Genomic DNA, 25,212 nt, shown 5'->3' with positions numbered 1-25,212 from the left:
ATGAACGATAAAGATATAGCAACACCTAAACGTACAAAAGCGTTATTAGATCAATATGGATTTAAATTCAAAAAGAGTTTAGGTCAGAACTTTTTAATCGATACAAATATTATTCAAAAAATTATTTCTGCTAGTGATATAGATGAACATACAGGTGTTATTGAAGTTGGACCAGGAATGGGTTCACTTACTGAACAATTAGCGAGAGCTTCAAAGAAAGTGTTGGCTTTTGAAATTGATCAAAGACTCATACCTGTATTAGAAGATACGTTAAGTCCATATGACAATGTAACAGTTGTAAACGAAGATATATTGAAAGCCAATGTTAAACAAGAAATTGAAACGCACTTAAAAGACTGCGATAAAATTATGTTGGTTGCTAATTTACCTTATTACATTACGACACCTATATTGATGAATTTACTTGAAAATGATTTACCAATAGATGGCTATGTTGTCATGATGCAAAAAGAAGTGGGAGAACGCTTAAACGCTGAAGTAGGTAGTAAAAGTTATGGTTCATTATCAATAGCTTGTCAGTATTACACTGAAACTGAACGTGTGTTAGTCGTCCCGAAGACTGTCTTTATGCCACCACCGAATGTTGATTCAATCGTTATTAAATTAACGAAACGTATTGAACCGATCGTCGAAGTAGATGATGAGAAACTACTATTCAAGCTTTCAAAAGGTGCTTTCGGACAAAGACGAAAAACAATTTTAAACAATTATATTAATACAATTAAAGATGGCAAACTGCATAAAGATGAAATCGTCGAATGGCTAAATGCTTCAAACATAGACCCTAAGCGACGTGGTGAAACGCTAACAATACAAGAATATGCACATCTTTGTAACAATTTGAAAAAATACCCGAATTTATCTATGTACATATATTGACATTGCTTTATCAACTTGATAAAATTTAAATTTTATTTGACAAAAATCCGCTTTCGTAGTATAATTTTATCTATAGCGAGGTGGGTCAATATGCCGAAGACTTTAGTAGACATCAAAAAAATATTGGAATGTCAATTAGGAAATCGTATTGTACTTAAAGCTAATGGAGGACGTAAGAAGTTAATTGAGCGAAGTGGCGTGCTTAAGGAAACGTATCCATCAGTTTTCGTGGTCGAATTAGATCAAGAGAAACATAATTTTGAGCGTGTATCTTATACATACACTGATGTATTAACTGAGAATGTCCAAGTAACTTTTATGAATGAACATAAAGAGGAATTCATCGTTCAATAATTAAAGGTATTTAATAAAAAACTCTACGCGATATGACTGTGATATGGCGTAGGGTTTTTTATTATGCCAAAAAATAGAATAAAGCTAATACTTTCTAACTTTTATTTATGGTAAAATCATAATAATAAGTTTTAGAGAGGGCAAGTATATGATTTATGAAACTGCACCAGCAAAAATTAATTTAACATTAGATACGTTATATAAACGTGAAGATGGGTATCATGAAGTGGAAATGATTATGACGACCATCGACTTAAATGACCGATTAACATTTGAGTGTAGAGACGATGGTGAAATTATTATTGATGTAGAACATAATTTTGTACCAAGTGATCATAGAAATTTAGCATATAAAGCAGCGAAGTTGATGCAAGATAGATACAATATTGAAAAAGGTGTGAAGATTTCATTAGAAAAAAGCATACCGATTTCAGCAGGTTTAGCTGGTGGGTCAAGTGATGCAGCCGCTACTTTTAGAGGTTTGAATGAATTATGGGGGATTAACGAATCTTTAGAAACATTAAGTGAGTTGGCTTCGGAAATTGGATCAGATATTTCGTTTTGTATTTATGGAAAAACTGCTTTATGCCAAGGTAGAGGTGAGAAAATTACGCACTTACCTAAACCACCTTCAGCATGGGTCGTTATCGCGAAACCAGATATAGGTGTTTCAACGCCTGAAATATACGGCGCACTAGATTTGGAAAACAAGGAAGAAGTACAAACACAAGCGTGTCTTAAAGCAATCGAAAATAACGATTATGCCGCAATGTGTCAGTCGCTTGGCAATAGTCTTGAAAAAGTTACAATGCAGCTGTATCCAGAAGTTGAGAAATTGAAGAATACTATGAGTAATACTGGTGTAGATGCTGCTTTAATGAGTGGTAGTGGCCCGACTATATATGGCTTTGTTCAAAAAGAAAGACAAGCTAAGCAAGTATATAATGCTTTGATGGGATGTTGTAACGATGTATACATCGCGAGACTGCTCGGGTAGCTTTGAGGAATGCGAACGATTATAGTATAATTAGGCTTAAAATACGGAATAGAGATTGGAGTTTTATAAATGAGGTTTAAACGAAGTGAAAGAATCGTTTATATGACACAATATTTATTGAAACATCCGAACGAGTTAGTGCCGTTGACTTATTTTGTGAATCATTTTGGTCAGGCAAAGTCGTCTATTAGTGAAGACATACAAATTATTAAAGAAACGTTTACTGCTGAGAGACTTGGTATTATAGAAACGACTGCCGGTGCAAGTGGCGGTGTAACTTACCGACCTAAAATGTACGTCGAAGAAGCACGTGAATTAATTGAAAAATTGTGTGAATTACTAAAAGAAAAAGAAAGACTGTTGCCAGGTGGCTATTTATTTATGTCAGATTTAGTAGGGAATCCTAAACTATTAAATCAAGTAGGAGAGTTAATCGCTACAATGTACATGGATGAAGAACTTGATGCGGTAGTTACAATAGCAACAAAGGGTATTTCTTTAGCAAATGCCGTGGCGAAAGTGCTTAATTTGCCAGTTGTGGTTATAAGAAAAGACAATAAAGTAACAGAAGGATCCACAGTATCAATTAACTATGTGTCTGGGTCTTCTAGAAAGATTGAGACAATGGTTTTATCAAAAAGAACATTGCCTGAATATTCGAATGTATTGATTGTTGATGACTTTATGAGAGCAGGCGGATCTATTAATGGTGTAATCAATTTGATGAATGAGTTTAAAGCTACAGTAAAAGGGGTATCAGTACTTGTAGAATCAAAAGAAGTTAAACATCGATTGATTGAAGATTATACATCTTTAGTTAGGTTATCTGACGTAGACGAGTACAATCAACAATTTTCAGTAGAGGAAGGCAACTGTTTAAAAAGATTTAATTAAAAGGAGAGTAATCAACATGAAAAGTATTAACGCAACAAACGCTCCAGAAGCTTTAGGACCATATTGCCATGCAGTAGTAGTAGATAATTTAGTATTTACTTCTGGTCAAATACCATTAAATCAACAAGGTGAAGTCGTTTCTGAAGATGTCAAAGAACAAACTAAGCAAGTACTAGAAAATTTAAAAGTCGTACTTCAAGAAAGTGGCGCATCTTTAGATAGTGTCGTTAAATCTTTAATTTTCATAAAAGATATGAACGATTTCCAAGACATCAATGCCGTATATGGAGAATGTTTTAATGAACATTTGCCTGCTAGAAGTTGTGTGGAAGTTGCACGTTTACCGAAAGATGTAAAAGTTGAAATCGAAATGATTGCAAAAATAAATAACTAACTTCAATTAATATGATGCTGCTACTTTAAATAGACAAAACAGGGGGCACACAAATCATGAAGGTAACAGATGTGAGATTAAGAAAAATTCAAACGGATGGAAGAATGAAAGCATTAGTTTCTATAACATTAGATGACGCTTTTGTTATTCACGACTTAAGAGTAATCGAGGGAAATTCAGGACTGTTTGTGGCTATGCCTAGTAAGCGTACGCCAGATGGGGAATTTAGAGATATTGCGCATCCCATTAATTCTGAAATGAGACAAGAGATTCAAGAAGCGGTTATGAAAGTATATGATGAAACAGATGAAGTCATTATTCCAAAATCAGCTCAAGAAGCCTCAAATTCAGAGGATAGCGATGAAGCATCAGACAGTGAAGAAGAATAACGATATTTAAAGTACTCAGCTCACGTATATTGATAAACAGCAGTTAAAATCTTATGATTTTAATTGCTGTTTTTTTATATGTCATGATAATGGGTTTGTTAATAAGGAAACGTTTACTTGAACTCTTTCTTGATACTATGCGGTCAATTAAATTATAATAGACTAAAGTGTGTATAAATGGAGGTATTTGCAATGCAAAAATATGCAGTTGTATTAGCTGCTGGTAAAGGTACAAGGATGAAATCTAAACTTTACAAAGTACTACATACAGTAGCTGGAGAAGCAATGGTTCAACATGTTATAGATAGCATAAAAAATGCAGGTGTTGATAAAGTCGTAACAGTTGTTGGGCATGGTGCTGAAAAAGTCAAAGAAACAATCGGTCATGCATCTCAGTTTGTACATCAAGAAGAACAATTAGGAACAGCACATGCAGTAAAGACTGCTAAAGATATATTAGGTACTGAAAAAGGCACAACAATTGTTGTATGTGGAGACACACCATTAATCAGTGATGAAACGATTAAAAACTTATTAGATTTTCATGAGTCTGAAAATGCAGTAGCAACTGTCTTGTCTGCAAAAGTGGATAATCCGTTTGGCTACGGCAGAATCATTCGCGATGAAAGTGGTTTGGTTTCTGGAATTGTCGAACAAAAAGACGCTTCTTCTGCTGAAGCTGAAGTTAATGAAATCAGTTCTGGTATATTTGCTTTCGATAATGAAAAGTTATTTGAAACACTTGAAAAAGTAAACAATGATAACGCACAAGGTGAATATTATTTACCAGATGTGATTCGCATACTAAAAGAAGAAAATGAAAAAGTTTCTGCTTTTATTACGAACGATGTTGACGGCATTATGGGTGTGAATGATAGAGTGCAACTTGCGAAAGCTGAACAGAAAATGAAAGAACGTATCAATCATCAACATATGTTAAATGGCGTAACAATTATTGATCCAGCTACAACTTATATCGGGAAACAAGTCGTAATTGGTGAAGATACAGTTGTAGAACCAGGTGTAAGACTTTCTGGCACAACAATTATAGGAAAAAATGTTACGATAGGAATGAATTCTGACATCAAAAATAGTACAATTAAAGATGATGCTACAATTAAACAATCTGTTATTACAGATTCAGTTGTAGGCGAAAACGCTACAGTAGGACCATTTGCACAATTAAGACCAGGTTCTGAACTAGGCAAAGATACGAAAATTGGTAACTTTGTTGAAACTAAAAAGGCTGTCTTAAAAGATGGCGCTAAAGTTTCACACTTAAGTTATATCGGAGATGCAGAAGTAGGTGCAAGAACAAATATTGGTTGTGGTTCTATCACTGTAAATTATGATGGCGTGAATAAATTCCGTACGGTTATAGGAGATGATGCATTTATTGGATGTAATTCAAATCTAGTTGCACCAGTAGAAATTGGAGATGGATCATTCATAGCAGCAGGGTCAACAATTACAGATGATGTACCAAATGAAAGCTTGGCGCTAGGTCGCGCTAGACAAACGACAAAAGAAGGATATTATAAAACGAAATAAAAGGAGCCGTCAAAACATGAGTCAAAATGATATCGGAGGAACAGAAATGTTGAACACTGAATATAAGAACTCTTCATTAAAAATATTTTCGCTTGAAGGTAACCAACCATTAGCGCAAGAAGTTGCCAATTTAGTAGGGATTCCATTAGGTAAATCTACAGTTAAAAGATTTGCTGATGGTGAAGTTCAAATTAATATTGAAGAAAGTATCCGTGGTTGTGATGTATTTATTATTCAACCAACATCAAACCCAGTGAATGAACACTTGATGGAATTATTAATTATGATTGATGCTTGTAAACGTGCATCAGCAGCAAATATTAATATTGTAATGCCTTATTACGGTTATGCAAGACAAGACCGTAAAGCTAGAAGCCGTGAACCAATCACTGCTAAACTTGTGGCAAATATTATTGAAAAAGCTGGCGCAAGCAGAATGATAGCACTTGATTTACATGCACCTCAAATTCAAGGGTTCTTTGACATACCGATTGATCATTTAATGGGCGTACCAATTTTATCAAATTACTTCTTAGAAAAAGGTTTAGATCCTGAAACAACAGTAGTTGTTTCGCCTGACCATGGTGGCGTAACAAGAGCACGTAAAATGGCTGACCGTCTAAAAACACCTATCGCTATTATTGATAAACGTCGTCCGAAACCAAACGTAGCAGAAGTTATGAATATTGTTGGAGATATTAATGGTAAGACTGCCATCATTATCGATGATATTATTGATACAGCTGGAACAATTACATTAGCAGCAGATGCACTTGTTAAAAAAGGTGCGAAAGAAGTTTATGCATGTTGTACACACCCTGTATTATCAGGACCAGCAAAAGAACGTATCGAAAATTCTCAAATTAAAGAATTAGTTGTTACAAACTCAATTCAATTACCAGAAGATAGAAAACCTGCAAACGTTAAAGAATTGTCTGTAGCAGAATTATTAGCACAAGCAATTGTTAGAGTATATGAACAAGAATCTGTTAGTGTGCTATTTGATTAATTTATAATATTCGTGTATAATAACAAACGGTTCATTTTTATGGACTAAATAACCACTTACAAGCAGCAATTGTTGTTGATGGGTAAGTGTAGGAGCGCATATCGCGCATAAATGAAAGGTGGAAAAGATAATGACTTCATTAAAGTCAGTTATCCGTCAAGGTAAACAAACTCGTTCTAGTTTACGTAAATTAAGAGCTTCAGGTGTTATTCCAGCAGTCGTATACGGTTACGGTGCTAAAAATACATCTGTTAAAGTTGATGAAGTTGAATTCATCAAAACAATTCGTGAAGTTGGACGTAACGGCGTTATCGAATTAGGTGTTGGTTCAAAAACAATCAAAGTTATGGTTTCAGATTATCAATATGATTCTCTTAAAAACCAAATCACTCACGTTGACTTCTTAGCTATCAACATGAAAGAAGAATTAACTGTAGACGTACCTGTAGTATTAGTAGGTGAATCAGTTGGTGCTTCTGAAGGTGGCGTAGTTCAACAACCATTATTCGACTTACAAGTTACAACTACTCCAGATGCTATTCCTGAAAATATCGAAGTTGATATTACAGAATTAGCTATTGGTGATAGCTACTTAGTAGGCGACTTAGATGCAACTGATAAATACACTATCGAAAACGATAAAGAAGAAGCAGTTGTAACAGTAGTTCCTCCAACAGAAGAACCTGCTGAAGATGCTGAAGAAACTGCAGCTGAAGAAGCTGATGCAGTAGCAGAAGAAGAAGCTGAAAAAGAAGAAGCAGAAGAAGAAGAAAAATAATATTTTTTAAATCTTCAACCCAACACATTTGTGTTGGGTTTTTTTATTTAAGTATAGATAGATGAAATAAATCACAAAAATGCTATAATATATACTTAGTATTAATATGGAGGTTACAACATGAAATGTATTGTTGGACTTGGAAATATCGGAAAGAAATATGACCTTACGCGTCATAATATTGGCTTTGAAGTAGTTGATAAATTGCTTGATCGTCACCAATTAGACTTAGATAAACAAAAATTTAAAGGCGCATATACAATAGGGCTTATAAATGGAGAGAAAGTAATGCTTATTGAGCCTATGACTTTCATGAATTTATCAGGTGAAGCTGTAAGACCACTAATGGACTATTATAATATAGATATAGAGGATCTAGTTGTACTCTATGATGACATGGACCAGTCTCAAGGTCATTTGAGACTACGTCAGAAAGGAAGTGCTGGTGGTCATAACGGTATGAAGTCTTTAATTCAACATTTAGGGACAGACCGTTTTAACCGTATTAGAATCGGAATTGATCGTCCTACAAATGGCATGAGTGTACCGAATTATGTGCTTCAAAAGTTCTCTGATGATGAAATGATTACAATGGAAAAAGTAATCGATCGCGCAGCAGATGCTTGTGAAGCTTTAATTAAAGGCGAAACTTTTCAGAATGTGATGAACCAGTATAATGGTGAAGTTATATGAAACACGTTATCCATGAAATCATACAAGCAGACGAACGATTTCAAGAATTAACGCAAATATTTGGAGAAAAGAACATACTCATAACAGGACTGAATCAGTCGAGTAAAGCACTACTCATATTAGAACAATATCTTAAAAATGATAAACAACTCGTTATCGTAACAAATAACTTGTATCAGGCGGATAAATTAGAAGCGGATATTCTTCAATTATTACCACCTGAAGAAGTATTTAAGTTTCCTGTACAAGATATTATGATTGAGGCGTTCTCTACGCAAAGTCCTGATTTAATGAGTGAACGTATCAGAACACTAACCCAACTTGCTCAAGGCAAGAAGGGCTTATTTATCGTGCCTATAAATGGCTTGAAAAAACAATTAACACCGAAACACATTTGGAATGAACATTATAAATCGATTCAAATAGGTGATGATATTGACTTAGATGTATGGGCTAATCAATTGATTGATATGGGTTATAAGAGGCAATCGTTAGTATCAGCAGTTGGTGAGTTCTCGATTCGTGGTGGGTTGATTGATATCTATCCAGTAACTGGAGATCCTGTTCGAATTGAATTGTTTGATACTGAAGTAGACGGTATGAGATTGTTTGACGTTGAAACGCAACGCTCTTTAGGTAATGTTGAACAAGTTGAAATTACAACGGCTAGTGATTATATTTTTACAAGTGAACAAATTAGCCAACTTCCAGAACGTATGGAAGAAGCATATGAAAAGACTAGACAACAACTAGCTACAGAAATGCGACCCGACTTAAAAGATACGTATCAAACGATATTGATGCAAAGTGATGAATTGAAAGATCATCAAATTTTAAGACGTGTCATTTCGTTTATGTATGATGAAGTCACAACTTTAACAGATTATTTTGCGGATGATGCACTTGTTGTTGTAGACGAATATAATCGAATTAAAGAAACTGAACATTCATTAGACGTTGAAATCGAAGAATTTACGCAATCGCTAATAGAATCAGGACAAGGATTTATTGGGCAACGTTTTATTTCGGAACATGCTTTTACAGAACTCTTGCATCAACATAAAATCGCTTATTTCACTTTATTTACTGCAAGTATGCCAGTTGAAATTGAAGAGATGGTGAAATTCTCATGTAAACCTGTTCAAAGATTCTATGGACAATACGACATTATGCAGTCAGAGTTTGATCGCTTTATGAAACAAGGATTTACAGTCGTATTATTAGCAGAATCTGAAACGAGAAAGTCTCGTATTCAAAGTATGTTAAACGACATGAAAATTCCAACTGTTATAGATAGAGTAGAACAGGTTGGTGACCGTGGACAAGCTGTCGTAACGGATGGCGCGCTGTCTGAAGGGTTCGAATTGCCTTATATGAAGCTTGTCGTCGTGACAGAAAAAGAACTTTTCAAAGCACGTGAAAGAAAACAATCTAAAAGAAGACAAAAGTTATCTAATGCTGAAAAAATAAAATCTTACCAAGAATTGAATGTAGGAGATTATGTTGTACACGTACATCATGGTGTTGGTAAATATTTAGGCGTTGAAACATTAGAAGTATCTGGCATTCATAAAGATTATATTAAAATTCAATACAAAGGTACCGATCAATTATTTGTACCTGTTGATCAAATGAATGATGTACAAAAGTTTGTTGGATCAGATGATAAAGAGCCAAAGGTGAATAAACTTGGCGGTACAGAATGGAAAAAAACAAAAGCTAAAGTTCAAAAAAATGTGGAAGATATTGCGGATGAACTGTTGAAACTTTATCAAGAGAGAGAACAAGTTGAAGGTTATCAATACGGTCCGGATACTGAAGAACAAATGACATTTGAAATGGACTTTCCATATGAGCCTACGCCTGACCAAGTCACTTCTTTAGAAGAAATTAAAGCAGATATGGAAAAAAGAAGACCGATGGATAGACTGCTTTGTGGTGATGTTGGATATGGTAAGACTGAAGTAGCAATAAGAGCTGCATTTAAAGCGGTCTTGGAAGGTAAGCAAGTAGCCGTGCTCGTACCAACAACGATTCTTGCTCAGCAACATTTTGAAACATTCAGAGAACGTATGCAAGAATATCCAGTAGAAATTCAAATGATGAGTAGATTTAGAACACCTAAACAAGTTAAAGAAACGAAAGCAGGTATCAAATCTGGATTTGTAGACATTGTTGTAGGTACACATAAATTACTAAGTAAAGATGTTGAATATAAAGATTTAGGATTATTAATCGTCGATGAAGAACAAAGATTTGGTGTGAAACATAAAGAAAGAATTAAAGCATTAAAGACTAATGTAGACGTTCTTACTTTAACAGCTACACCAATTCCGAGAACACTTCATATGAGTTTATTAGGTGTTAGAGACTTATCTGTTATTGAAACACCACCTGAAAACAGATTCCCTGTTCAAACGTATGTATTAGAACAGAATATGAGTTTTGTTAAAGAAGCACTAGAACGTGAACTTTCACGTGGTGGACAAGCATTCTATTTATATAACCGCGTGCAGTCTATATATCAAAAGAGTGAACAGTTATCTATGCTCATGCCTAATGCGAGAATTGGCGTTGCTCATGGACAAATGACAGAACGAGAATTAGAAGAAACGATGTTGAATTTTGTCGATGGAGAATACGATATTTTAGTAACAACGACGATTATTGAAACGGGTGTCGATGTTCCAAATGCTAATACATTGATTATTGAAGATGCTAATAGATTTGGATTGAGTCAATTGTATCAGTTACGTGGACGAGTAGGTCGTTCTAGTCGAATTGGTTATGCATATTTCTTACATGAACAAAATAAAGTACTGACTGAAGTTGCAGAACAAAGACTGCAAGCTATTAAAGAATTTACTGAATTAGGTTCAGGATTTAAAATTGCCATGCGTGATTTGAATATTCGTGGCGCAGGAAATCTATTAGGTAGTCAGCAGCATGGGTTCATAGATTCTGTAGGTTATGATTTATATTCTCAAATGTTAGAAGAAGCGGTTAATGTAAAACGAGGTATAGAACCAGAATCAGAAGTACCACAACTAGAAGTGGACATTAAAATAGATGCTTATATTCCAGCTGAATACATTAAGAATGAACAAGCCAAAATTGAAATGTACAAAAAATTGAGATCAATTACGACGCAATCTCAATTGGAAGATATTCAAGATGAATTAATCGATCGTTTTGGTGAATATCCTGTTGAAGTTCAACGTTTATTAGACGTTGTTGAAGTAAGATTGAATGGTATTCATTTCGGTATTACAGAAATTAAAGAAGTCGCTAAAGTGATACAACTGACAGCATCAGAATATACAACAAATCATTTAAAAGGTGACGTGTTGTTTAAAGTTACAGAACCATTAGGTAGAAAATTAAAAATAGCTGTGTCAGACAATCAAATGGTGTTTAAATTACAAAAATCAAAACAATGGTTAGACGATTTGAAATTCTTAACTAATGTGATCAATGAAAGTTTGGTAGACGATGACACAATCTAAACCCATTTTTAATAGTGTATTGTTGTTAACAGGCACGATGGTCATTGTTAAAATTTTAAGCGCAATTTATAGAGTGCCTTACCAAAATGTTTTAGGTGATGAAGGATTATATGCATACCAACAAGTATATCCGCTTGTTGCGATTGTAAGTGTTGTAAGTTTAAACGCGCTTCCTAGTGTCATGAGTAGCTGGATGATTCAACGTAAACAATCAGAAATAATAGGTATGTTCTGGTTCTTACAAATGACTTGTTTATTGCTAAGTGTTGCTATATTTTTAAGTGCACAATTGATAAGCGGACTGATGGGTGATCCGAACTTAACGCCTATGATTCGTATGGCGAGTTTAGCGTTAATACCACTTGTATTTATCTCGATGGTACGAGGGTATTATCAAATGAAACATCAGATGAACTTTATAGCTGTTTCACAGGTTATTGATCAAGTTGTTAGAGTCGGTGTGATTTTAACTGCGATTTTGCTATTTGTTGGCTTGAATATTTCGATTTATCAAGCTGGCACAATCGCAATCAGTGGTTCTGTATTGGGATTAAGTTGTATTGCAATTTACTTCTGGTTTAAAAGAAAGCCTAGACTGAGATTTTCCTGGGAAATAAAGTTGAGTGACACTAAAAATATCGTGACGATGACAATCTTGTATGCCATTTCTTATTTGATATTGATTTTATGGCAAATTGTAGATTCATTTACACTTATACATTTGTTGCAAGAGAATGGATATAGCTTTCATGAGAGTATAAAAGTAAAAGGTGTGTTTGATAGAGGTGCTTCATTGATTCAGATGGGGCTTATCATCACAACGACATTTAGTTTTGTGCTTATTCCATTGTTAACAGAACAACTGCAAAAGAAAAATCATCAACTCGTGAATGAATATGCTAATACATCCTTAAAGATAACAGTGTTATTTAGTATGGCTGCCGCATTTGGCTTAATGAACTTACTACCATTATTAAATACTGTATTCTTTAAGACGAATGAATTAATCGGTACATTGAGCGTCTTTATGCTCGCAGTTGTATTTGTGACATTTATCATTATGTATACAGCGTTATTGCAAGTGAAATTAAACAGAAATATATTATTTATTGCGCTCATGATTGGTATGTTAACGAAACTAATCGGGAATTATTGGTTTGTACTGCAGTTTGGTATATTTGGTGCAAGTTTGTCGACTGTCTTGTCGCTTGCTATTTATACATTGATTTTGCATGTACGTGTGATGAAACTCTATCAATTTCAACGTATGGGTTTATTTATGATTAAAGTGATTACTTTACTTGCGATCATGTCTATATTTGTACAAGTTGTATTGCTCATTCCAACGCACACGAGAATGACCAGTCTATTAATTATGTTACTGGCAGGTATTGTTGGCGTAATGGTTGTCATAATAGGTATAATAAAAATGAAAATATTAATAAAAGATGAATGGAAACATTTACCTTTAATGGATAAAATAATAAAGGAGTAATTAACATATGGCACAACAAATATTAGTTGTTGGCTTAGGTAATTATAGTTTAGAAGAATTGCCAATGGGCGTTTACCGTAAACTTCAATCAGCTGATGTTATATATGCGCGTACGCTAGACCATCCGGTTGTTAAAGAATTAGAAGACTTAAATTGGCAAGGTTTTGATTATATTTATGAAAAGCACGATGATTTTCTTAATGTATATTCTGAAATTGTCGATACATTGATTGAAAAAGCTGAACATGAAAATATCATTTATGCGGTACCTGGTGATCCGATGGTAGCTGAAACAACGACGCAGCTTTTATTAGAGAAAGCACCGGATGTTCACGTGTTAGGTGGAAAAAGCTTTCTAGATGATATGTTCAGAGCTGTTAATATTGATCCGAATGACGGATTTACATTATTAGACGGAACGAGTTTGTCTGAGACTTCATTAAATATAAGAACGAATACGATTATTACACAAGTGTATGATCAATTAGTTGCATCAGATATTAAAGTTACATTGATGGAAAGATATCCAGATGATCATCCTGTGAAACTCGTTTCTAATGCAAGATTAGGTGAAGCTGATGTCATTTCTTGTCCATTGTATGAAATGGACCATCATGCTGAGCTATCAAATTTAACAAGTTTATTCATACCGAAAATAACTGAAGATGAACAACTATATGGTGATTTTCAATATTTAGAACAAACTATCGATACTTTAGTGTCCGAAGAAGGTTGTCCATGGGATAAAGTACAAACACATGAAACATTGAAGCGTTATGTGCTTGAAGAGGCATTTGAATTAATAGAAGCAATTGATGAAGATGATATTGAACATATGATAGAAGAACTTGGAGACATATTGTTACAAGTGATGCTACATGCTGCGATTGGAAAGAAAGAAGCGTACTTTGATGTAAGAGAAGTGATACAAACATTAACTTCTAAGATGATACGTAGACATCCACATGTGTTTGGTGACCAAGAAGCGAATGATATTGAAGACCTCAAGAAAATTTGGAATGATGAAAAACAAAAAGAAGGCAAAGTTAAACGCGAGAAACTAGAAAAAATATTTGCTGATTACTTTTTGAAGTTGTATGATAAAACCAAATTAGAGGGATACGGTGAACAATCATTAAAAGAATTTATAAATAAAGGAGATTTAACAATTTGAGATTAGATAAATATTTAAAAGTATCTAGACTGATTAAACGTCGTACACTTGCTAAAGAAGTGAGTGACCAAGGTAGGGTTAAAGTAAATGGTCAAGTTGCTAAAGCAGGAACGACTGTAAGTGTTGAAGATGAATTGGAAATTAGATTAGGTAATAGAATAATTGTTGTTAAAGTGACAGGGTTGTCTGAACATGCTAATAAAGAAAATGCTAAGACAATGTTTGAAGTCATCAAAGAAGAAAAAATTCAAGATTCTATATAAATAAGGAGGTACACCAATGGCGCAAAAAATTAAAAATCTAGATAATGAATATACACAGTCCCAAAACAAACAAAAAAAGACTGTCAATAAAACGCGCCAAGTGATACGCAAGCGACTTACCTTATTTGGTGGAGTATTATTGTTAATAATCGTTATTATGATCATCATGCTATTTCTACAAAAAAATCGTAATGATGAATTAGTGCAAGAGCGTAAAGAAAAAGCTGTAACATATGAAAAGTTACAAGATAAAGAGATAGAACTTAAAGAACAAATTAAACGACTGAACGATAAAGAATATATAGAAAAACTCGCAAGAAGCGAATACTTTTTAAGCAATGATGGTGAAATTATTTTTAAATTACCAGAAGACAAAAAAGACGCGGAAAATGATAAATAATCTGTTTATGGCGTTGTATAATTTTGTATAGAAGCATATAATAAAGTTAAAGTGAATTTATATCAGGAGGATACAGTAATAATATGTCAATTGAAGTAGGCAATAAAGTCAAAGGGAAAGTTACAGGTATTAAGAATTTTGGTGCATTTGTTGAATTACCTGAAGGGAAAAGTGGCCTTGTGCATATCAGTGAAGTTGCTGATAACTACGTCGAGAACGTGAATGACCATTTAACTGTAGGCGATGAAGTAGAAGTTAAAGTATTAACAGTAGCTGATGATGGAAAGATTAGTTTATCTATTAAAAAAGCTAAAGAACGTCCAAAGCGCCAAGCGCCTAAGAAAGAAGCTAAGCCTGAAGACTTTGAGAAGAAATTATCAAACTTTTTAAAAGATAGTGAGGATAAGTTAACATCTATTAAGAGACAAACTGAATCACGTCGTGGCGGTAAAGGTGCAAGACGATAATGGATTATAATAAAAAGAGGCTAATTAGTTGAGCCTCTTTTTATTTTGAAAAGATCAAATGAATTTTTGAAAATTGAGGTGTGTAATCATGCTGGATGTAACTTGGCAACAAGAGGATGATTTAGCTTTAGCTGTTTCGACAGGGATAGATAGCATGTCACTTTTACACATGTTAAATACAACTTATAAAGACACATATCATAAGTTAATTTGTTTACATGTCAACCATGGTTTAAGAGAAGCCTCTCGAGAAGAAGCGGAATTTATAAAACAATTTTGCGAAAAACATCATATTGAAATATATATCAAGACATTGGATTTGAGCGAAACAGTTAGTCACAATAAGAGCATACAAGATATTTCTAGACAAATGAGATATGAATGGTTTGATGAAATGATGAAACAAACCGGTAGCGATGTATTGTTGACGGCACACCATATGGATGACCAAAAAGAAACCATTGCTTATCGACTATTTACTGGGAGAATTGGCCGTGCACCTTTAGGTATTCAACAAGTTCAAAAAAGAAATGATTATATGATTTGTAGACCGTTGTTAAATGTATCCAAATCATTTATAAAACAATATCAACAAGAAATTGATTTTAAGTACTACGAAGATGATTCAAATAAAGATAGTAAATATACTCGCAACTATTTACGAAATCAATTGTTGCCTGTTATTGAAGAAAGATCAGAATTTTCAACAGATCATTTACTGGATTTAAATCAATGGATGAATGATGCAAGAGAATTAATTATAACTGTAGCAGATGCTTTTATTGCTAATGAAATAAAACAGTCTGATCAAGTTGAAATTAATCGTGATGAATTTAATCAGCTGAACGATTTAATTAAGATTCAAGTATTAGATCAATTAATGGCTCAATATGTTAAACGAAGATATAGTGAGAAGTCATATAAAGAATGGATGCACGTATTTAATAATTTTTCAAAACAATCCGTCATTCCTATATCTGATGATTGGCAGTTTATAGTAGCATATGATAAATTATTACTATGTGAAGATATTGAGTTCAATGTAAATTCTAAATTTATAAATCGTAATGAACAATATGTATTTGGGAATTGGTTAATTGAAACGAAAGACATAGCATCGCCTTTATTTGTAAGAACGAGAATGTCTGGAGATCGTGTTCAGTATTATAACCGGGGAAATAAACATCACAAAAAAGTTAACAGAATCATGATTGACAACAAGATTGACATACATAAAAGAAACAATTGTCCAATTATTTTAAATGGTGATGACATAATTGCAATTGGTGATTTTTGGATAGATTCTAACTTTAAAAACGCACTAACTATTACTTATATTGGAGATGACTTTAATGAAAGACTCGATTAAGTCTGTTGTATTATCAGAAGAACAGATTCAAGAAAGATGCAAAACATTAGGAAAGCAAATCACAGAGGATTATAATGGGAAGACACCTATTTGTGTAGGTATTTTAAAAGGTTCAATCATGTTTATGGCTGATTTAATTAAATACATTGATACACATGTAGAATTAGACTTCATGGATGTTTCTAGTTATCACGGTGGTACAGAATCAACTGGAGAAGTTAAAATTTTAAAAGACTTAAGTACTTCTGTTGAAAATAGAGATGTCATTATCATTGAAGATATTTTAGAAACAGGTACAACTTTAAATTCTATCGTTGATTTATTGAAATACAGAAATGTTAATTCTATTGAAATCGTAACATTGTTAGACAAACCGATGAAACGTAAAGTAGATATCGAAGCTAAATATGTCGGAGAAAAAATTCCTGATGAATTTGTAGTAGGATATGGACTTGATTATGCTGAGAAATATCGTAATTTACCATACATTGGTACACTTAAACCAGAAATATATCAATGATGCGTATAAGCAAGTTTAATTACTAGCGTATGAAATTACAAATATGGTAAAATTTTTGTTAGTTTTATTAATTGAGTAGGAGGACAAATTGAATGCAAAAAGCTTTTCGTAATATATTAATGATCGCGCTTTTAGCTATCGTCCTATTTGGTGTATTCCAGTTCATTAATGGCAATGGACAATCACCAAAACAGCTTACATATAATGAGTTTATGACGAAGCTAGAAAAAGGCGATTTAAAAACGTTAACTATTCAACCAGAACAGAATGTTTATATGGTTAGCGGTGAATTAAAAAAAGGTAAAGATGAAACATATACATCTTCTATTTTATTTAATAATCAAGATGACTTGAAAAAAATAACAGCAACTGCTGAGAAACAAGATGATTTGAAATTTAATGTTAAAGAAGAAGAAAAACAAAGTGTGTTTGTTAGTGTATTAACAACGCTTATCCCAGTTTTAATTATTGCATTTTTATTCATCTTCTTCTTAAGCCAAATGCAAGGCGGCGGCGGTGGCGGCGGCCGAGTAATGAACTTTGGTAAGTCAAAAGCCAAGCTATATGATAATCAGAAGAAACGTGTGAGATTCTCTGATGTAGCAGGTGCCGATGAAGAGAAACAAGAGTTAGTGGAAATAGTTGATTTCCTTAAAGATAATCGTAAATTCAAGAAAATGGGTGCGCGTATTCCGAAAGGTGTCTTACTAGTTGGTCCTCCAGGTACAGGTAAAACATTACTTGCTAGAGCTGTAGCAGGTGAAGCGGGTACACCATTCTTCTCAATCAGTGGTTCAGACTTCGTTGAGATGTTCGTTGGTGTCGGTGCAAGTCGTGTGCGTGACTTATTCGAGAACGCTAAGAAAAATGCACCATGTATTATCTTTATAGATGAGATTGATGCTGTTGGTCGTCAACGTGGCGCTGGTGTTGGTGGCGGTCACGATGAACGTGAACAAACATTAAACCAATTATTAGTAGAAATGGATGGATTCGGTGAAAATGAAGGTATCATTATGATAGCTGCAACTAACCGTCCTGATATTTTAGACCCTGCATTATTACGTCCTGGACGTTTCGATAGACAAATCCAAGTTGGACGACCAGATGTAAAAGGACGTGAAGCAGTACTTAAAGTACATGCTCGTAATAAACCGTTAGACGAAACTGTTGACTTAAAAGCAATTTCTCAAAGAACGCCTGGTTTCTCTGGTGCAGACTTAGAGAACTTGTTAAATGAAGCATCATTAGTAGCAGCACGTTCTAACAAAACGAAAATTGATATGAGAGATATCGAAGAAGCGACGGATAGAGTTATTGCAGGTCCAGCTAAGAAAACAAGAATGATTTCTGAAAAAGAAAAAAATATTGTTGCTTATCACGAAGCGGGTCATACAATTATCGGTTGTGTATTAGATGAAGCAGAAATGGTTCATAAAGTTACAATCGTTCCACGTGGTCAAGCTGGTGGATATGCAATGATGCTTCCTAAAGAAGATCGTTACTTTATGACTGAACCAGAATTATTAGATAAGATAGTAGGTTTACTTGGTGGTCGTGTATCTGAAGAAATAAACTTTGGAGAAGCATCAACAGGTGCTCATAATGACTTCCAACGTGCAACAAACATTGCGCGTAAGATGGTTACTGAATATGGTATGAGTAAAAAATTAGGTCCATTACAATTCGGTAGTACGGATAGTGGACAAGTATTTTTAGGTAAAGATATGCAATCTGAACCAAATTATTCAGACCAAATTGCTTATGAAATTGATTCAGAAGTACAACGTATCATTAAAGAACAATACGAACGTTGTAAACAAATTCTAACTGAACATAAATCACAATTAGAATTAATTGCTAAGACACTTCTAGTAGAAGAAACATTAGTAGCTGAACAAATTCAATCATTATTCCATGAAGGTAAGTTACCAGAAGTTAAATATGATGATTCTCATCTTAACCAAAATGAAGACTCAGATGAAGATAAATATGAAGGTGACTTAACACAACAAGAAGGTACATTAGATATTGACGATGATGAAGTTGGTAAATCATATGAAGAAGTAAAAGAAGAAGTGTCACATGAAAAACGTCGTGAAGACACAGATTCAGATAGTGATTCAGATGAACCAGCTCATGAACAAGAGCCAAATATCGATGACCTAGGTGACAATAAACCGACAGATCGTAAAGAATAATTTCACAAAGTCCCTTTCAACAATTTGATTGAGAGGGGCTTTTTTTAAAGAAGGAGTATAAAACATGACAAAAGATTATTTAGTAAGAGGATTAGCTTTCAATGATGAAGTGAGAGCTTTTGCTGTTCAAACAACAAATACAATACAAGAAGCACAAACACGCCATTACACATGGCCAACAGCATCAGCAGCATTAGGTAGATCAATGACAGCTGGTGTGATGATGGGATCAATGCTAAAAAATGAAGAAAAATTAACGGTAACAATTGATGGCGGAGGACCAATTGGTAAAATTATGGTCGATGCTAATGCGAAAGGTAAAGTAAGAGGATACGTACAAAATCCACAAACGCATTTTCCATTAAACGATCAAGGTAAATTAGATGTTAGACGTGCTGTTGGAACAGACGGTATGTTAAGTGTCGTTAAAGATATCGGATTGAAAGATTACTTCACAGGTTCTACACCGATTGTTTCAGGAGAACTTGGAGAAGATTTCACTTATTATTTTGTAACAAGTGAACAAGTACCTTCAGCTGTCGGTTTAGGTGTATTAGTAAATCCTGACAATACGATTAAAGCAGCAGGAGGTTTCATCATTCAACTTATGCCTGGTGCATCTGAAAAAACAATTTCAGCAATTGAAGAAAAAATTAATCAAATGGAACCTGTATCTAAATTGATCGATAGAGGATTATCACCAGAAGAAATAATTGAAACAGTATTAGGTAAAGAAAATACTAGAATTATTGACCATATGGATGTTGAGTTCAAATGTAATTGTTCTAGAGAAAAATTCCTGAATGCAATTAAAGGTCTTGGAGAAGCTGAAATTGATGCAATGATTAAAGAAGATCATGGTGCTGAAGCAGAATGTCATTTCTGTAGAACAAAGTATCAATATAGCGAAGAAGAATTAATCGAACTTAAGAACGCACTTTAATTTAGTAAATACTTTCACTTTATATGAAGTTTTGTTATAATCATTATATCCGATAAATAAACTAGGGTATAAAAACTGTTTAGGAGTGAAGCGTAAATGGCTAAGAGAGTAAATAATATTGTAGAATTAATTGGAGATACACCTGTAGTTAAATTAAACAAAGTAGTTGAAGAAGGTTCAGCAGACGTTTATGTAAAATTAGAATATCAAAACCCAGGTAGCTCAGTTAAAGATAGAATTGGTTTAGCGATGATTGAAGCTGCTGAAAAAGAAGGCAAAATCAAACCAGGCGACACAATTATTGAACCAACATCTGGTAACACAGGTATCGGTTTAGCAATGGTTGCAGCAGCTAAAGGTTATAAAGCTGTATTTGTAATGCCAGATACAATGAGTAGCGAACGTCGTGCTTTATTAAAAGCTTATGGAGCTGAATTAGTATTAACACCTGGTGCTGAAGGTATGAAAGGTGCTATCAAAAAAGCTAAAGAATTAAAAGAAGAAAAAGGTTATTTTGAACCACAACAATTCGAAAACCCAGCGAACCCTAAAGTCCATGAATTAACAACTGGTCCTGAACTTGTTGAGCAATTTGAGGGTGTTCAAATTGACGCTTTCTTAGCTGGTGTAGGTACTGGTGGTACTTTATCTGGAGCAGGTAAAGTGCTTAAAGAAAAATATCCTAATATTCAAATAGTTGCGATTGAACCAGAAGCTTCTCCTGTTTTAAGTGGTGGTTCACCAGGTCCTCATAAATTACAAGGTTTAGGTGCAGGTTTCGTACCAGATACTTTAAACACAGATGTTTATGACGATGTTATTAAAGTAGGTAATGAAGAAGCAATGGAAATGTCTAGAAAAGTTGCTAAAGAAGAAGGTATCCTAGGTGGTATTTCATCTGGTGCTGCAATTGTAGCTGCATTGAAAAAAGCTAAAGAACTAGGTGAAGGCAAAACTGTAGTAACAGTTCTTCCAAGTAATGGTGAACGTTACCTATCTACACCACTTTACGCTTTTGAAGACTAATTGATAAATAAATGATTATAAATTAAGTATCACGTCTATAATAAATAACTTTTGAAGTTATTTCATTTAGGCGTGATTTTTTAAATTTGTTATAATAAATTTATCTATGAAAAAGGAAGGAAGACTATCTTGGTGAATACGAAAATTATGGGGATATTAAATGTTACGCCAGATTCATTTTCTGACGGTGGTTCATATAATAGTGTAGATAAAGCAAGACAACACGCTGAGAAACTTATCTCAGAAGGTGCGGATATTATTGATATCGGTGGAGTATCTACTCGCCCAGGTTATACAGAAGTAAGTTTAGAAGAGGAATTGGATAGAGTTATTCCAGTTGTTGAAGCGCTCAGTGATTTAGATGTTCAACTTTCAGTAGATACATACAGAAGTAAAGTTGCTGAAGAATCTTTAAAAAGAGGCGTAACGATGATTAACGACCAGTGGGCTGGTTTGTATGATCCGAATATATTGAAAGTCGTGGCAGAATATAATGCAGAAATTGTGTTAATGCATAACGGCGATGGCAAGAGAGATGTTCCGGTAATGGAAGAATTATTGCTTACTTTATTAAAACAAGCAAACCAAGCAGAAATTTGCGGTATACCTGAAAAAAATATTTGGCTAGATCCTGGTATTGGCTTTGCGAAGTCTAGAGAAGAAGAACGTATTGTCATGTCACGATTAGATGAATTGGTCGCTACAGGATACAATGTGTTGCTTGCGACAAGTAGAAAGCGATTGATCAATGACTTATTAGGTGGCGAAACTAATGTTGATGAACGTGATGAAGGTACAGCAGCAACGACAGCTTACGGAATTGAAAAAGGTGTCCATGCTGTGAGAGTCCATAATGTACAAATGAACAAAAGAGTAGCTAAGACGATAGATGCTCTGAAGGAGATTCGATTAAATGGATAGAATAATATTAGAAGGCATGTCTTTTTACGGATACCATGGTGCAATTGAAGCAGAAAATGAACTAGGACAAATATTTGTAGTAGATTTAGAATTATATTTAGATCTTTCTGAAGCGGGCGAAACAGATGACTTAGAAAAGACTGTTCACTACGGTGAAGTATTTGAAGTGGTCAAAGAAATTATGGAAGGTAAACCGGTAAAATTAATCGAACATCTTGCAGAACGTATTGCAAAAGAGCTATTTTCGCACTATAATCGAGTATTGGAAACCAAAGTTAAGATTACTAAAAATAATCCACCGATACCTGGACATTATAAAGGTGTGGGTATTGAGATAGTGAGGAAGAGATAAATGCATACTGCATATTTAGGTTTAGGCAGTAATATGGGAGATAGGCAACATCAACTGCAAGAAGCTGTTAAATTGTTGAATGAAATTGACGGTATTCAAGTTATTCAAGAATCTCCAATATATGAAACGAAACCAGTAGGATACACAGACCAACCTGATTTTTTAAATATGTGTATTGAAATCTCAACTGAATTAGAATCATCTGAATTATTAAAAGTTTGTATGATGATAGAGCAACAACTTCATCGTGTTCGAGTTGAAAGATGGGGACCACGTACAATTGATATAGATATTTTATTATATGATCAATCCGTTATTCAATCACCAGAACTAGAAGTACCTCATCCTAGAATGACTGAAAGAGCATTTGTGATGATACCTTTGAATGATATTGCCTCAAATGTTGTGGAACCTATATCGAAGAAATATATTTGGGAGCTATTGCCAAACGATGAACATGTAGTAAAGTATAATGGTGAAAGTAAATAATCTACGTGTGGTTTAAATAAAATAACAAGTGTAATTTAAATAAGGAGTGGAAAATCATGTCAGAAGAAATGAATGACCAAATGTTGGTTCGTAGAGAAAAATTACAAGAATTAAGAGATTTAGGTATCGATCCTTTCGGTAAGAAATTTGTCCGCAGTGGAGACTCTAAATCATTACACCAAGAATGGGACGAATTCAGTAAAGAAGAATTACATGATAAAGAAGACGAATCAGCTGTTGCTATCGCAGGTCGTTTAATGACTAAAAGAGGTAAAGGTAAAGCTGGATTTGCACATGTTAAAGATATTACTGGTCAAATTCAAATCTATGTTCGTAAAGACCAAGTGGGTGACGAACAATTTGAAATATGGAAACATGCAGATTTAGGTGATATCGTAGGCGTAAAAGGTGTTATGTTTAAAACGAATACTGGAGAATTATCTGTTAAAGCGAAAGAATTTACTGTTTTAACGAAATCTTTACGTCCATTACCAGATAAGTATCATGGTTTACAAGATATTGAACAACGTTACCGTCAGCGTTACCTAGATTTAATTACAAGTGAAGAATCAACTAAAACATTCATTACAAGAAGCCAAATTATTCAAGAAATGAGAACTTACTTAAATAATAAAGGTTTCTTAGAAGTAGAAACACCAATGATGCACCAAATCGCTGGTGGTGCTTCAGCTCGTCCTTTCGTAACACATCACAATGCGTTAGATGCTACTCTATACATGAGAATTGCAATTGAATTACACTTGAAACGATTAATCGTAGGTGGATTAGAGAAAGTATATGAAATTGGAAGAGTATTCCGTAATGAAGGTGTATCTACAAGACATAACCCTGAATTTACAATGATTGAATTGTATGAAGCATATGCTGATTACAACGACATTATGGATTTAACTGAATCTATGGTAGCAGCAATCGCTGAAAAAGTATTAGGTTCTACAACTGTACAATATGGCGAAGAATCTATAGATTTAGCACCTAATTGGAGAAGATGGCATATGGTTGATGCCGTTAAAGAATATACTGGTGTAGATTTCTATGAAGTTAAAACTGATGAAGAAGCACATGCTTTAGCAAAAGAACATAATATAGAAGTAGAAGATCGTATGACATATGGTCATATTCTGAATGAATTCTTCGAACAAAGAGTAGAAGACAAACTTATTCAACCTACATTTATTTATGGACACCCAATCGAAATATCACCATTAGCTAAGAAAAATCCTGAAGACCCAAGATTCACTGATAGATTCGAATTATTTATTGTTGGTAGAGAGCATGCAAATGCATTTACTGAATTAAATGATCCAATTGATCAACGTGAAAGATTTGAAGCACAAATGAAAGAAAAAGATCAAGGTAACGATGAAGCACATGAAATGGATGATGACTTTATTGAAGCACTTGAATATGGTATGCCTCCAACAGGTGGTTTAGGTATTGGTATTGATAGATTAGTTATGTTATTAACAAACTCTGCATCTATTAGAGATGTATTACTATTCCCGTATATGAGACAAAAATAAATGTAACTAAAAGCCGTGCACAATTCCATATTGTGTGCGGTTTTATACTTTTGAAAGGCTTTAAAACGCCAATATAGAAGTTTTTTAAAGAAATATAAACTTTTTTGTTGTAAAGTGTTGACGAGTGTTTCTAAATTGTGTATTATATAAAGGTCGCTGAAAACAAGCGCATATCAATTCGAGATGTTTGTAAAGAAAGTTAATAAGGTGTAAAATTTACTATTGAAAAGCCTTGATGAGTTCTTTATAATATATAAGGTAAGACAAAAACGAAACAACATTGTCTGGTGGCGATAGCAAAGAGGTCACACCTGTTCCCATGCCGAACACAGAAGTTAAGCTCTTTAGCGCCGATGGTAGTTGGGCTTACGTTCCGCGAGAGTAGGACGCTGCCGGGCGATATTGTTAATTGGAGAATTAGCTCAGCTGGGAGAGCATCTGCCTTACAAGCAGAGGGTCGGCGGTTCGAACCCGTCATTCTCCACCATTTTTGCCGGCCTAGCTCAACTGGTAGAGCAACTGACTTGTAATCAGTAGGTTGGGGGTTCAAGTCCTCTGGCCGGCACCATGTTTTAGAGCCATT

General features: G+C 34.2%; 25 protein-coding genes, 2 tRNA genes and 1 rRNA gene. All 28 read left to right on the top strand.

Features of this window, described 5'->3' with window-relative positions; all coding sequences use genetic code 11:
- The 28 genes from rsmA (at position 1) to LQ617_RS15160 (ending at position 25,197) form a co-directional block, all read left to right on the top strand.
- Complete coding sequence (rsmA, locus tag LQ617_RS15295) at positions 1 to 900, top strand: 16S rRNA (adenine(1518)-N(6)/adenine(1519)-N(6))-dimethyltransferase RsmA (protein WP_239740758.1); 900 nt, start codon at positions 1 to 3, stop codon at positions 898 to 900.
- Between the two features lie 90 nt (positions 901 to 990).
- Positions 991 to 1,254, top strand: a complete 264-nt coding sequence (gene veg / locus LQ617_RS15290) for a biofilm formation stimulator Veg (protein ID WP_025905575.1) — start codon at positions 991 to 993, stop codon at positions 1,252 to 1,254.
- A 148-nt stretch (positions 1,255 to 1,402) separates the two neighbouring features.
- A complete protein-coding gene (gene ispE, locus LQ617_RS15285; RefSeq protein WP_196980736.1) occupies positions 1,403 to 2,251 on the top strand; it encodes a 4-(cytidine 5'-diphospho)-2-C-methyl-D-erythritol kinase in 849 nt (282 codons plus the stop codon).
- Between the two features lie 69 nt (positions 2,252 to 2,320).
- Complete coding sequence (gene purR, locus LQ617_RS15280; RefSeq protein WP_025905573.1) at positions 2,321 to 3,145, top strand: pur operon repressor; 825 nt, start codon at positions 2,321 to 2,323, stop codon at positions 3,143 to 3,145.
- A gap of 16 nt (positions 3,146 to 3,161) precedes the next feature.
- Positions 3,162 to 3,539 (top strand): RidA family protein, encoded by a 378-nt coding sequence (locus LQ617_RS15275; protein ID WP_239740757.1) that lies wholly within the window; start codon positions 3,162 to 3,164, stop codon positions 3,537 to 3,539.
- Positions 3,540 to 3,595: 56 nt separating this feature from the next.
- Complete coding sequence (gene spoVG / locus LQ617_RS15270; RefSeq protein ID WP_037590328.1) at positions 3,596 to 3,928, top strand: septation regulator SpoVG; 333 nt, start codon at positions 3,596 to 3,598, stop codon at positions 3,926 to 3,928.
- A gap of 192 nt (positions 3,929 to 4,120) precedes the next feature.
- Positions 4,121 to 5,479, top strand: a complete 1,359-nt coding sequence (glmU, locus tag LQ617_RS15265; protein WP_239740756.1) for a bifunctional UDP-N-acetylglucosamine diphosphorylase/glucosamine-1-phosphate N-acetyltransferase GlmU — start codon at positions 4,121 to 4,123, stop codon at positions 5,477 to 5,479.
- A gap of 46 nt (positions 5,480 to 5,525) precedes the next feature.
- A complete protein-coding gene (locus tag LQ617_RS15260; RefSeq protein ID WP_025905569.1) occupies positions 5,526 to 6,488 on the top strand; it encodes a ribose-phosphate diphosphokinase in 963 nt (320 codons plus the stop codon).
- Between the two features lie 130 nt (positions 6,489 to 6,618).
- A complete protein-coding gene (locus LQ617_RS15255; RefSeq protein ID WP_037590332.1) occupies positions 6,619 to 7,266 on the top strand; it encodes a 50S ribosomal protein L25/general stress protein Ctc in 648 nt (215 codons plus the stop codon).
- A 120-nt stretch (positions 7,267 to 7,386) separates the two neighbouring features.
- Positions 7,387 to 7,959: an aminoacyl-tRNA hydrolase gene (gene pth / locus LQ617_RS15250; protein ID WP_037590333.1), complete on the top strand. Its 573-nt coding sequence runs from the start codon at positions 7,387 to 7,389 to the stop codon at positions 7,957 to 7,959.
- Entirely contained in the window at positions 7,956 to 11,465 is a 3,510-nt protein-coding gene (gene mfd / locus LQ617_RS15245; RefSeq protein ID WP_239705886.1) for a transcription-repair coupling factor, read from the top strand. The genes pth and mfd overlap by 4 nt, the downstream gene beginning before the upstream one ends.
- On the top strand, positions 11,452 to 12,960 hold the full coding sequence (locus LQ617_RS15240; RefSeq protein WP_126476459.1) for a polysaccharide biosynthesis protein: 1,509 nt from the start codon (positions 11,452 to 11,454) through the stop codon (positions 12,958 to 12,960). The genes mfd and LQ617_RS15240 overlap by 14 nt, the downstream gene beginning before the upstream one ends.
- A 7-nt stretch (positions 12,961 to 12,967) precedes the next feature.
- The gene (locus tag LQ617_RS15235) at positions 12,968 to 14,134 is read left to right on the top strand and encodes a MazG nucleotide pyrophosphohydrolase domain-containing protein (RefSeq protein ID WP_232194148.1); all 1,167 of its coding nucleotides are present in this window, start codon (positions 12,968 to 12,970) and stop codon (positions 14,132 to 14,134) included.
- A complete protein-coding gene (locus tag LQ617_RS15230; protein ID WP_037590337.1) occupies positions 14,131 to 14,397 on the top strand; it encodes an RNA-binding S4 domain-containing protein in 267 nt (88 codons plus the stop codon). The genes LQ617_RS15235 and LQ617_RS15230 overlap by 4 nt, the downstream gene beginning before the upstream one ends.
- Before the next feature lie 16 nt (positions 14,398 to 14,413).
- Positions 14,414 to 14,797, top strand: coding sequence for an FtsB family cell division protein (locus tag LQ617_RS15225; RefSeq protein WP_025905562.1), 384 nt, complete (start codon positions 14,414 to 14,416; stop codon positions 14,795 to 14,797).
- An 83-nt stretch (positions 14,798 to 14,880) separates the two neighbouring features.
- On the top strand, positions 14,881 to 15,264 hold the full coding sequence (locus tag LQ617_RS15220) for a S1 domain-containing RNA-binding protein (RefSeq protein WP_025905561.1): 384 nt from the start codon (positions 14,881 to 14,883) through the stop codon (positions 15,262 to 15,264).
- Positions 15,265 to 15,352: 88 nt separating this feature from the next.
- Positions 15,353 to 16,633: a tRNA lysidine(34) synthetase TilS gene (gene tilS, locus LQ617_RS15215; protein ID WP_239740755.1), complete on the top strand. Its 1,281-nt coding sequence runs from the start codon at positions 15,353 to 15,355 to the stop codon at positions 16,631 to 16,633.
- Entirely contained in the window at positions 16,617 to 17,153 is a 537-nt protein-coding gene (gene hpt / locus LQ617_RS15210; protein ID WP_037590339.1) for a hypoxanthine phosphoribosyltransferase, read from the top strand. Before tilS ends, hpt begins: the two co-directional genes overlap by 17 nt.
- Before the next feature lie 92 nt (positions 17,154 to 17,245).
- Entirely contained in the window at positions 17,246 to 19,354 is a 2,109-nt protein-coding gene (ftsH, locus tag LQ617_RS15205; protein ID WP_103360996.1) for an ATP-dependent zinc metalloprotease FtsH, read from the top strand.
- Positions 19,355 to 19,418: 64 nt separating this feature from the next.
- Complete coding sequence (gene hslO, locus LQ617_RS15200; protein WP_025905557.1) at positions 19,419 to 20,297, top strand: Hsp33 family molecular chaperone HslO; 879 nt, start codon at positions 19,419 to 19,421, stop codon at positions 20,295 to 20,297.
- A gap of 96 nt (positions 20,298 to 20,393) precedes the next feature.
- Positions 20,394 to 21,323 carry a cysteine synthase A gene (gene cysK / locus LQ617_RS15195; RefSeq protein WP_037590342.1) on the top strand — a complete coding sequence of 310 codons (930 nt, stop codon included), beginning with the start codon at positions 20,394 to 20,396 and terminating at the stop codon, positions 21,321 to 21,323.
- A gap of 129 nt (positions 21,324 to 21,452) precedes the next feature.
- Positions 21,453 to 22,244 (top strand): dihydropteroate synthase, encoded by a 792-nt coding sequence (folP, locus tag LQ617_RS15190; RefSeq protein WP_025905555.1) that lies wholly within the window; start codon positions 21,453 to 21,455, stop codon positions 22,242 to 22,244.
- Positions 22,237 to 22,596 (top strand): dihydroneopterin aldolase, encoded by a 360-nt coding sequence (gene folB, locus LQ617_RS15185; RefSeq protein ID WP_025905554.1) that lies wholly within the window; start codon positions 22,237 to 22,239, stop codon positions 22,594 to 22,596. Before folP ends, folB begins: the two co-directional genes overlap by 8 nt.
- Positions 22,597 to 23,085 (top strand): 2-amino-4-hydroxy-6-hydroxymethyldihydropteridine diphosphokinase, encoded by a 489-nt coding sequence (gene folK / locus LQ617_RS15180; protein ID WP_037590343.1) that lies wholly within the window; start codon positions 22,597 to 22,599, stop codon positions 23,083 to 23,085.
- A 56-nt stretch (positions 23,086 to 23,141) separates the two neighbouring features.
- Positions 23,142 to 24,629, top strand: a complete 1,488-nt coding sequence (gene lysS, locus LQ617_RS15175) for a lysine--tRNA ligase (RefSeq protein WP_239740754.1) — start codon at positions 23,142 to 23,144, stop codon at positions 24,627 to 24,629.
- A 283-nt stretch (positions 24,630 to 24,912) separates the two neighbouring features.
- Positions 24,913 to 25,027, top strand: a 5S ribosomal RNA gene (gene rrf, locus LQ617_RS15170).
- 13 nt (positions 25,028 to 25,040) lie between these two features.
- Positions 25,041 to 25,116: transfer RNA gene (locus LQ617_RS15165), tRNA-Val, on the top strand.
- Positions 25,117 to 25,121: 5 nt separating this feature from the next.
- A tRNA-Thr gene (locus LQ617_RS15160) sits at positions 25,122 to 25,197 on the top strand.
- Positions 25,198 to 25,212 lie beyond the last annotated feature (15 nt).

This window comes from Mammaliicoccus sp. P-M59 (assembly GCF_022386135.1).
GTDB classification, from domain to species: domain Bacteria; phylum Bacillota; class Bacilli; order Staphylococcales; family Staphylococcaceae; genus Mammaliicoccus; species Mammaliicoccus sciuri_A.
Note: the sequence above shows the minus strand (reverse complement) of the source record. Positions and strands in the feature narration are given on the sequence as shown.

Excerpts from the sequence above, each read along its gene's own strand:
- rsmA (WP_239740758.1), top strand. The coding sequence starts at position 1 with ATGAACGATAAAGATATAGCAACACCTAAACGTACAAAAGCGTTATTA.
- veg (WP_025905575.1), top strand. The coding sequence starts at position 991 with ATGCCGAAGACTTTAGTAGACATCAAAAAAATATTGGAATGTCAATTA.
- ispE (WP_196980736.1), top strand. The coding sequence starts at position 1,403 with ATGATTTATGAAACTGCACCAGCAAAAATTAATTTAACATTAGATACG.
- purR (WP_025905573.1), top strand. The coding sequence starts at position 2,321 with ATGAGGTTTAAACGAAGTGAAAGAATCGTTTATATGACACAATATTTA.
- LQ617_RS15275 (WP_239740757.1), top strand. The coding sequence starts at position 3,162 with ATGAAAAGTATTAACGCAACAAACGCTCCAGAAGCTTTAGGACCATAT.
- spoVG (WP_037590328.1), top strand. The coding sequence starts at position 3,596 with ATGAAGGTAACAGATGTGAGATTAAGAAAAATTCAAACGGATGGAAGA.
- glmU (WP_239740756.1), top strand. The coding sequence starts at position 4,121 with ATGCAAAAATATGCAGTTGTATTAGCTGCTGGTAAAGGTACAAGGATG.
- LQ617_RS15260 (WP_025905569.1), top strand. The coding sequence starts at position 5,526 with ATGTTGAACACTGAATATAAGAACTCTTCATTAAAAATATTTTCGCTT.
- LQ617_RS15255 (WP_037590332.1), top strand. The coding sequence starts at position 6,619 with ATGACTTCATTAAAGTCAGTTATCCGTCAAGGTAAACAAACTCGTTCT.
- pth (WP_037590333.1), top strand. The coding sequence starts at position 7,387 with ATGAAATGTATTGTTGGACTTGGAAATATCGGAAAGAAATATGACCTT.
- mfd (WP_239705886.1), top strand. The coding sequence starts at position 7,956 with ATGAAACACGTTATCCATGAAATCATACAAGCAGACGAACGATTTCAA.
- LQ617_RS15240 (WP_126476459.1), top strand. The coding sequence starts at position 11,452 with ATGACACAATCTAAACCCATTTTTAATAGTGTATTGTTGTTAACAGGC.
- LQ617_RS15235 (WP_232194148.1), top strand. The coding sequence starts at position 12,968 with ATGGCACAACAAATATTAGTTGTTGGCTTAGGTAATTATAGTTTAGAA.
- LQ617_RS15225 (WP_025905562.1), top strand. The coding sequence starts at position 14,414 with ATGGCGCAAAAAATTAAAAATCTAGATAATGAATATACACAGTCCCAA.
- LQ617_RS15220 (WP_025905561.1), top strand. The coding sequence starts at position 14,881 with ATGTCAATTGAAGTAGGCAATAAAGTCAAAGGGAAAGTTACAGGTATT.
- tilS (WP_239740755.1), top strand. The coding sequence starts at position 15,353 with ATGCTGGATGTAACTTGGCAACAAGAGGATGATTTAGCTTTAGCTGTT.
- hpt (WP_037590339.1), top strand. The coding sequence starts at position 16,617 with ATGAAAGACTCGATTAAGTCTGTTGTATTATCAGAAGAACAGATTCAA.
- ftsH (WP_103360996.1), top strand. The coding sequence starts at position 17,246 with ATGCAAAAAGCTTTTCGTAATATATTAATGATCGCGCTTTTAGCTATC.
- hslO (WP_025905557.1), top strand. The coding sequence starts at position 19,419 with ATGACAAAAGATTATTTAGTAAGAGGATTAGCTTTCAATGATGAAGTG.
- cysK (WP_037590342.1), top strand. The coding sequence starts at position 20,394 with ATGGCTAAGAGAGTAAATAATATTGTAGAATTAATTGGAGATACACCT.
- folB (WP_025905554.1), top strand. The coding sequence starts at position 22,237 with ATGGATAGAATAATATTAGAAGGCATGTCTTTTTACGGATACCATGGT.
- folK (WP_037590343.1), top strand. The coding sequence starts at position 22,597 with ATGCATACTGCATATTTAGGTTTAGGCAGTAATATGGGAGATAGGCAA.
- lysS (WP_239740754.1), top strand. The coding sequence starts at position 23,142 with ATGTCAGAAGAAATGAATGACCAAATGTTGGTTCGTAGAGAAAAATTA.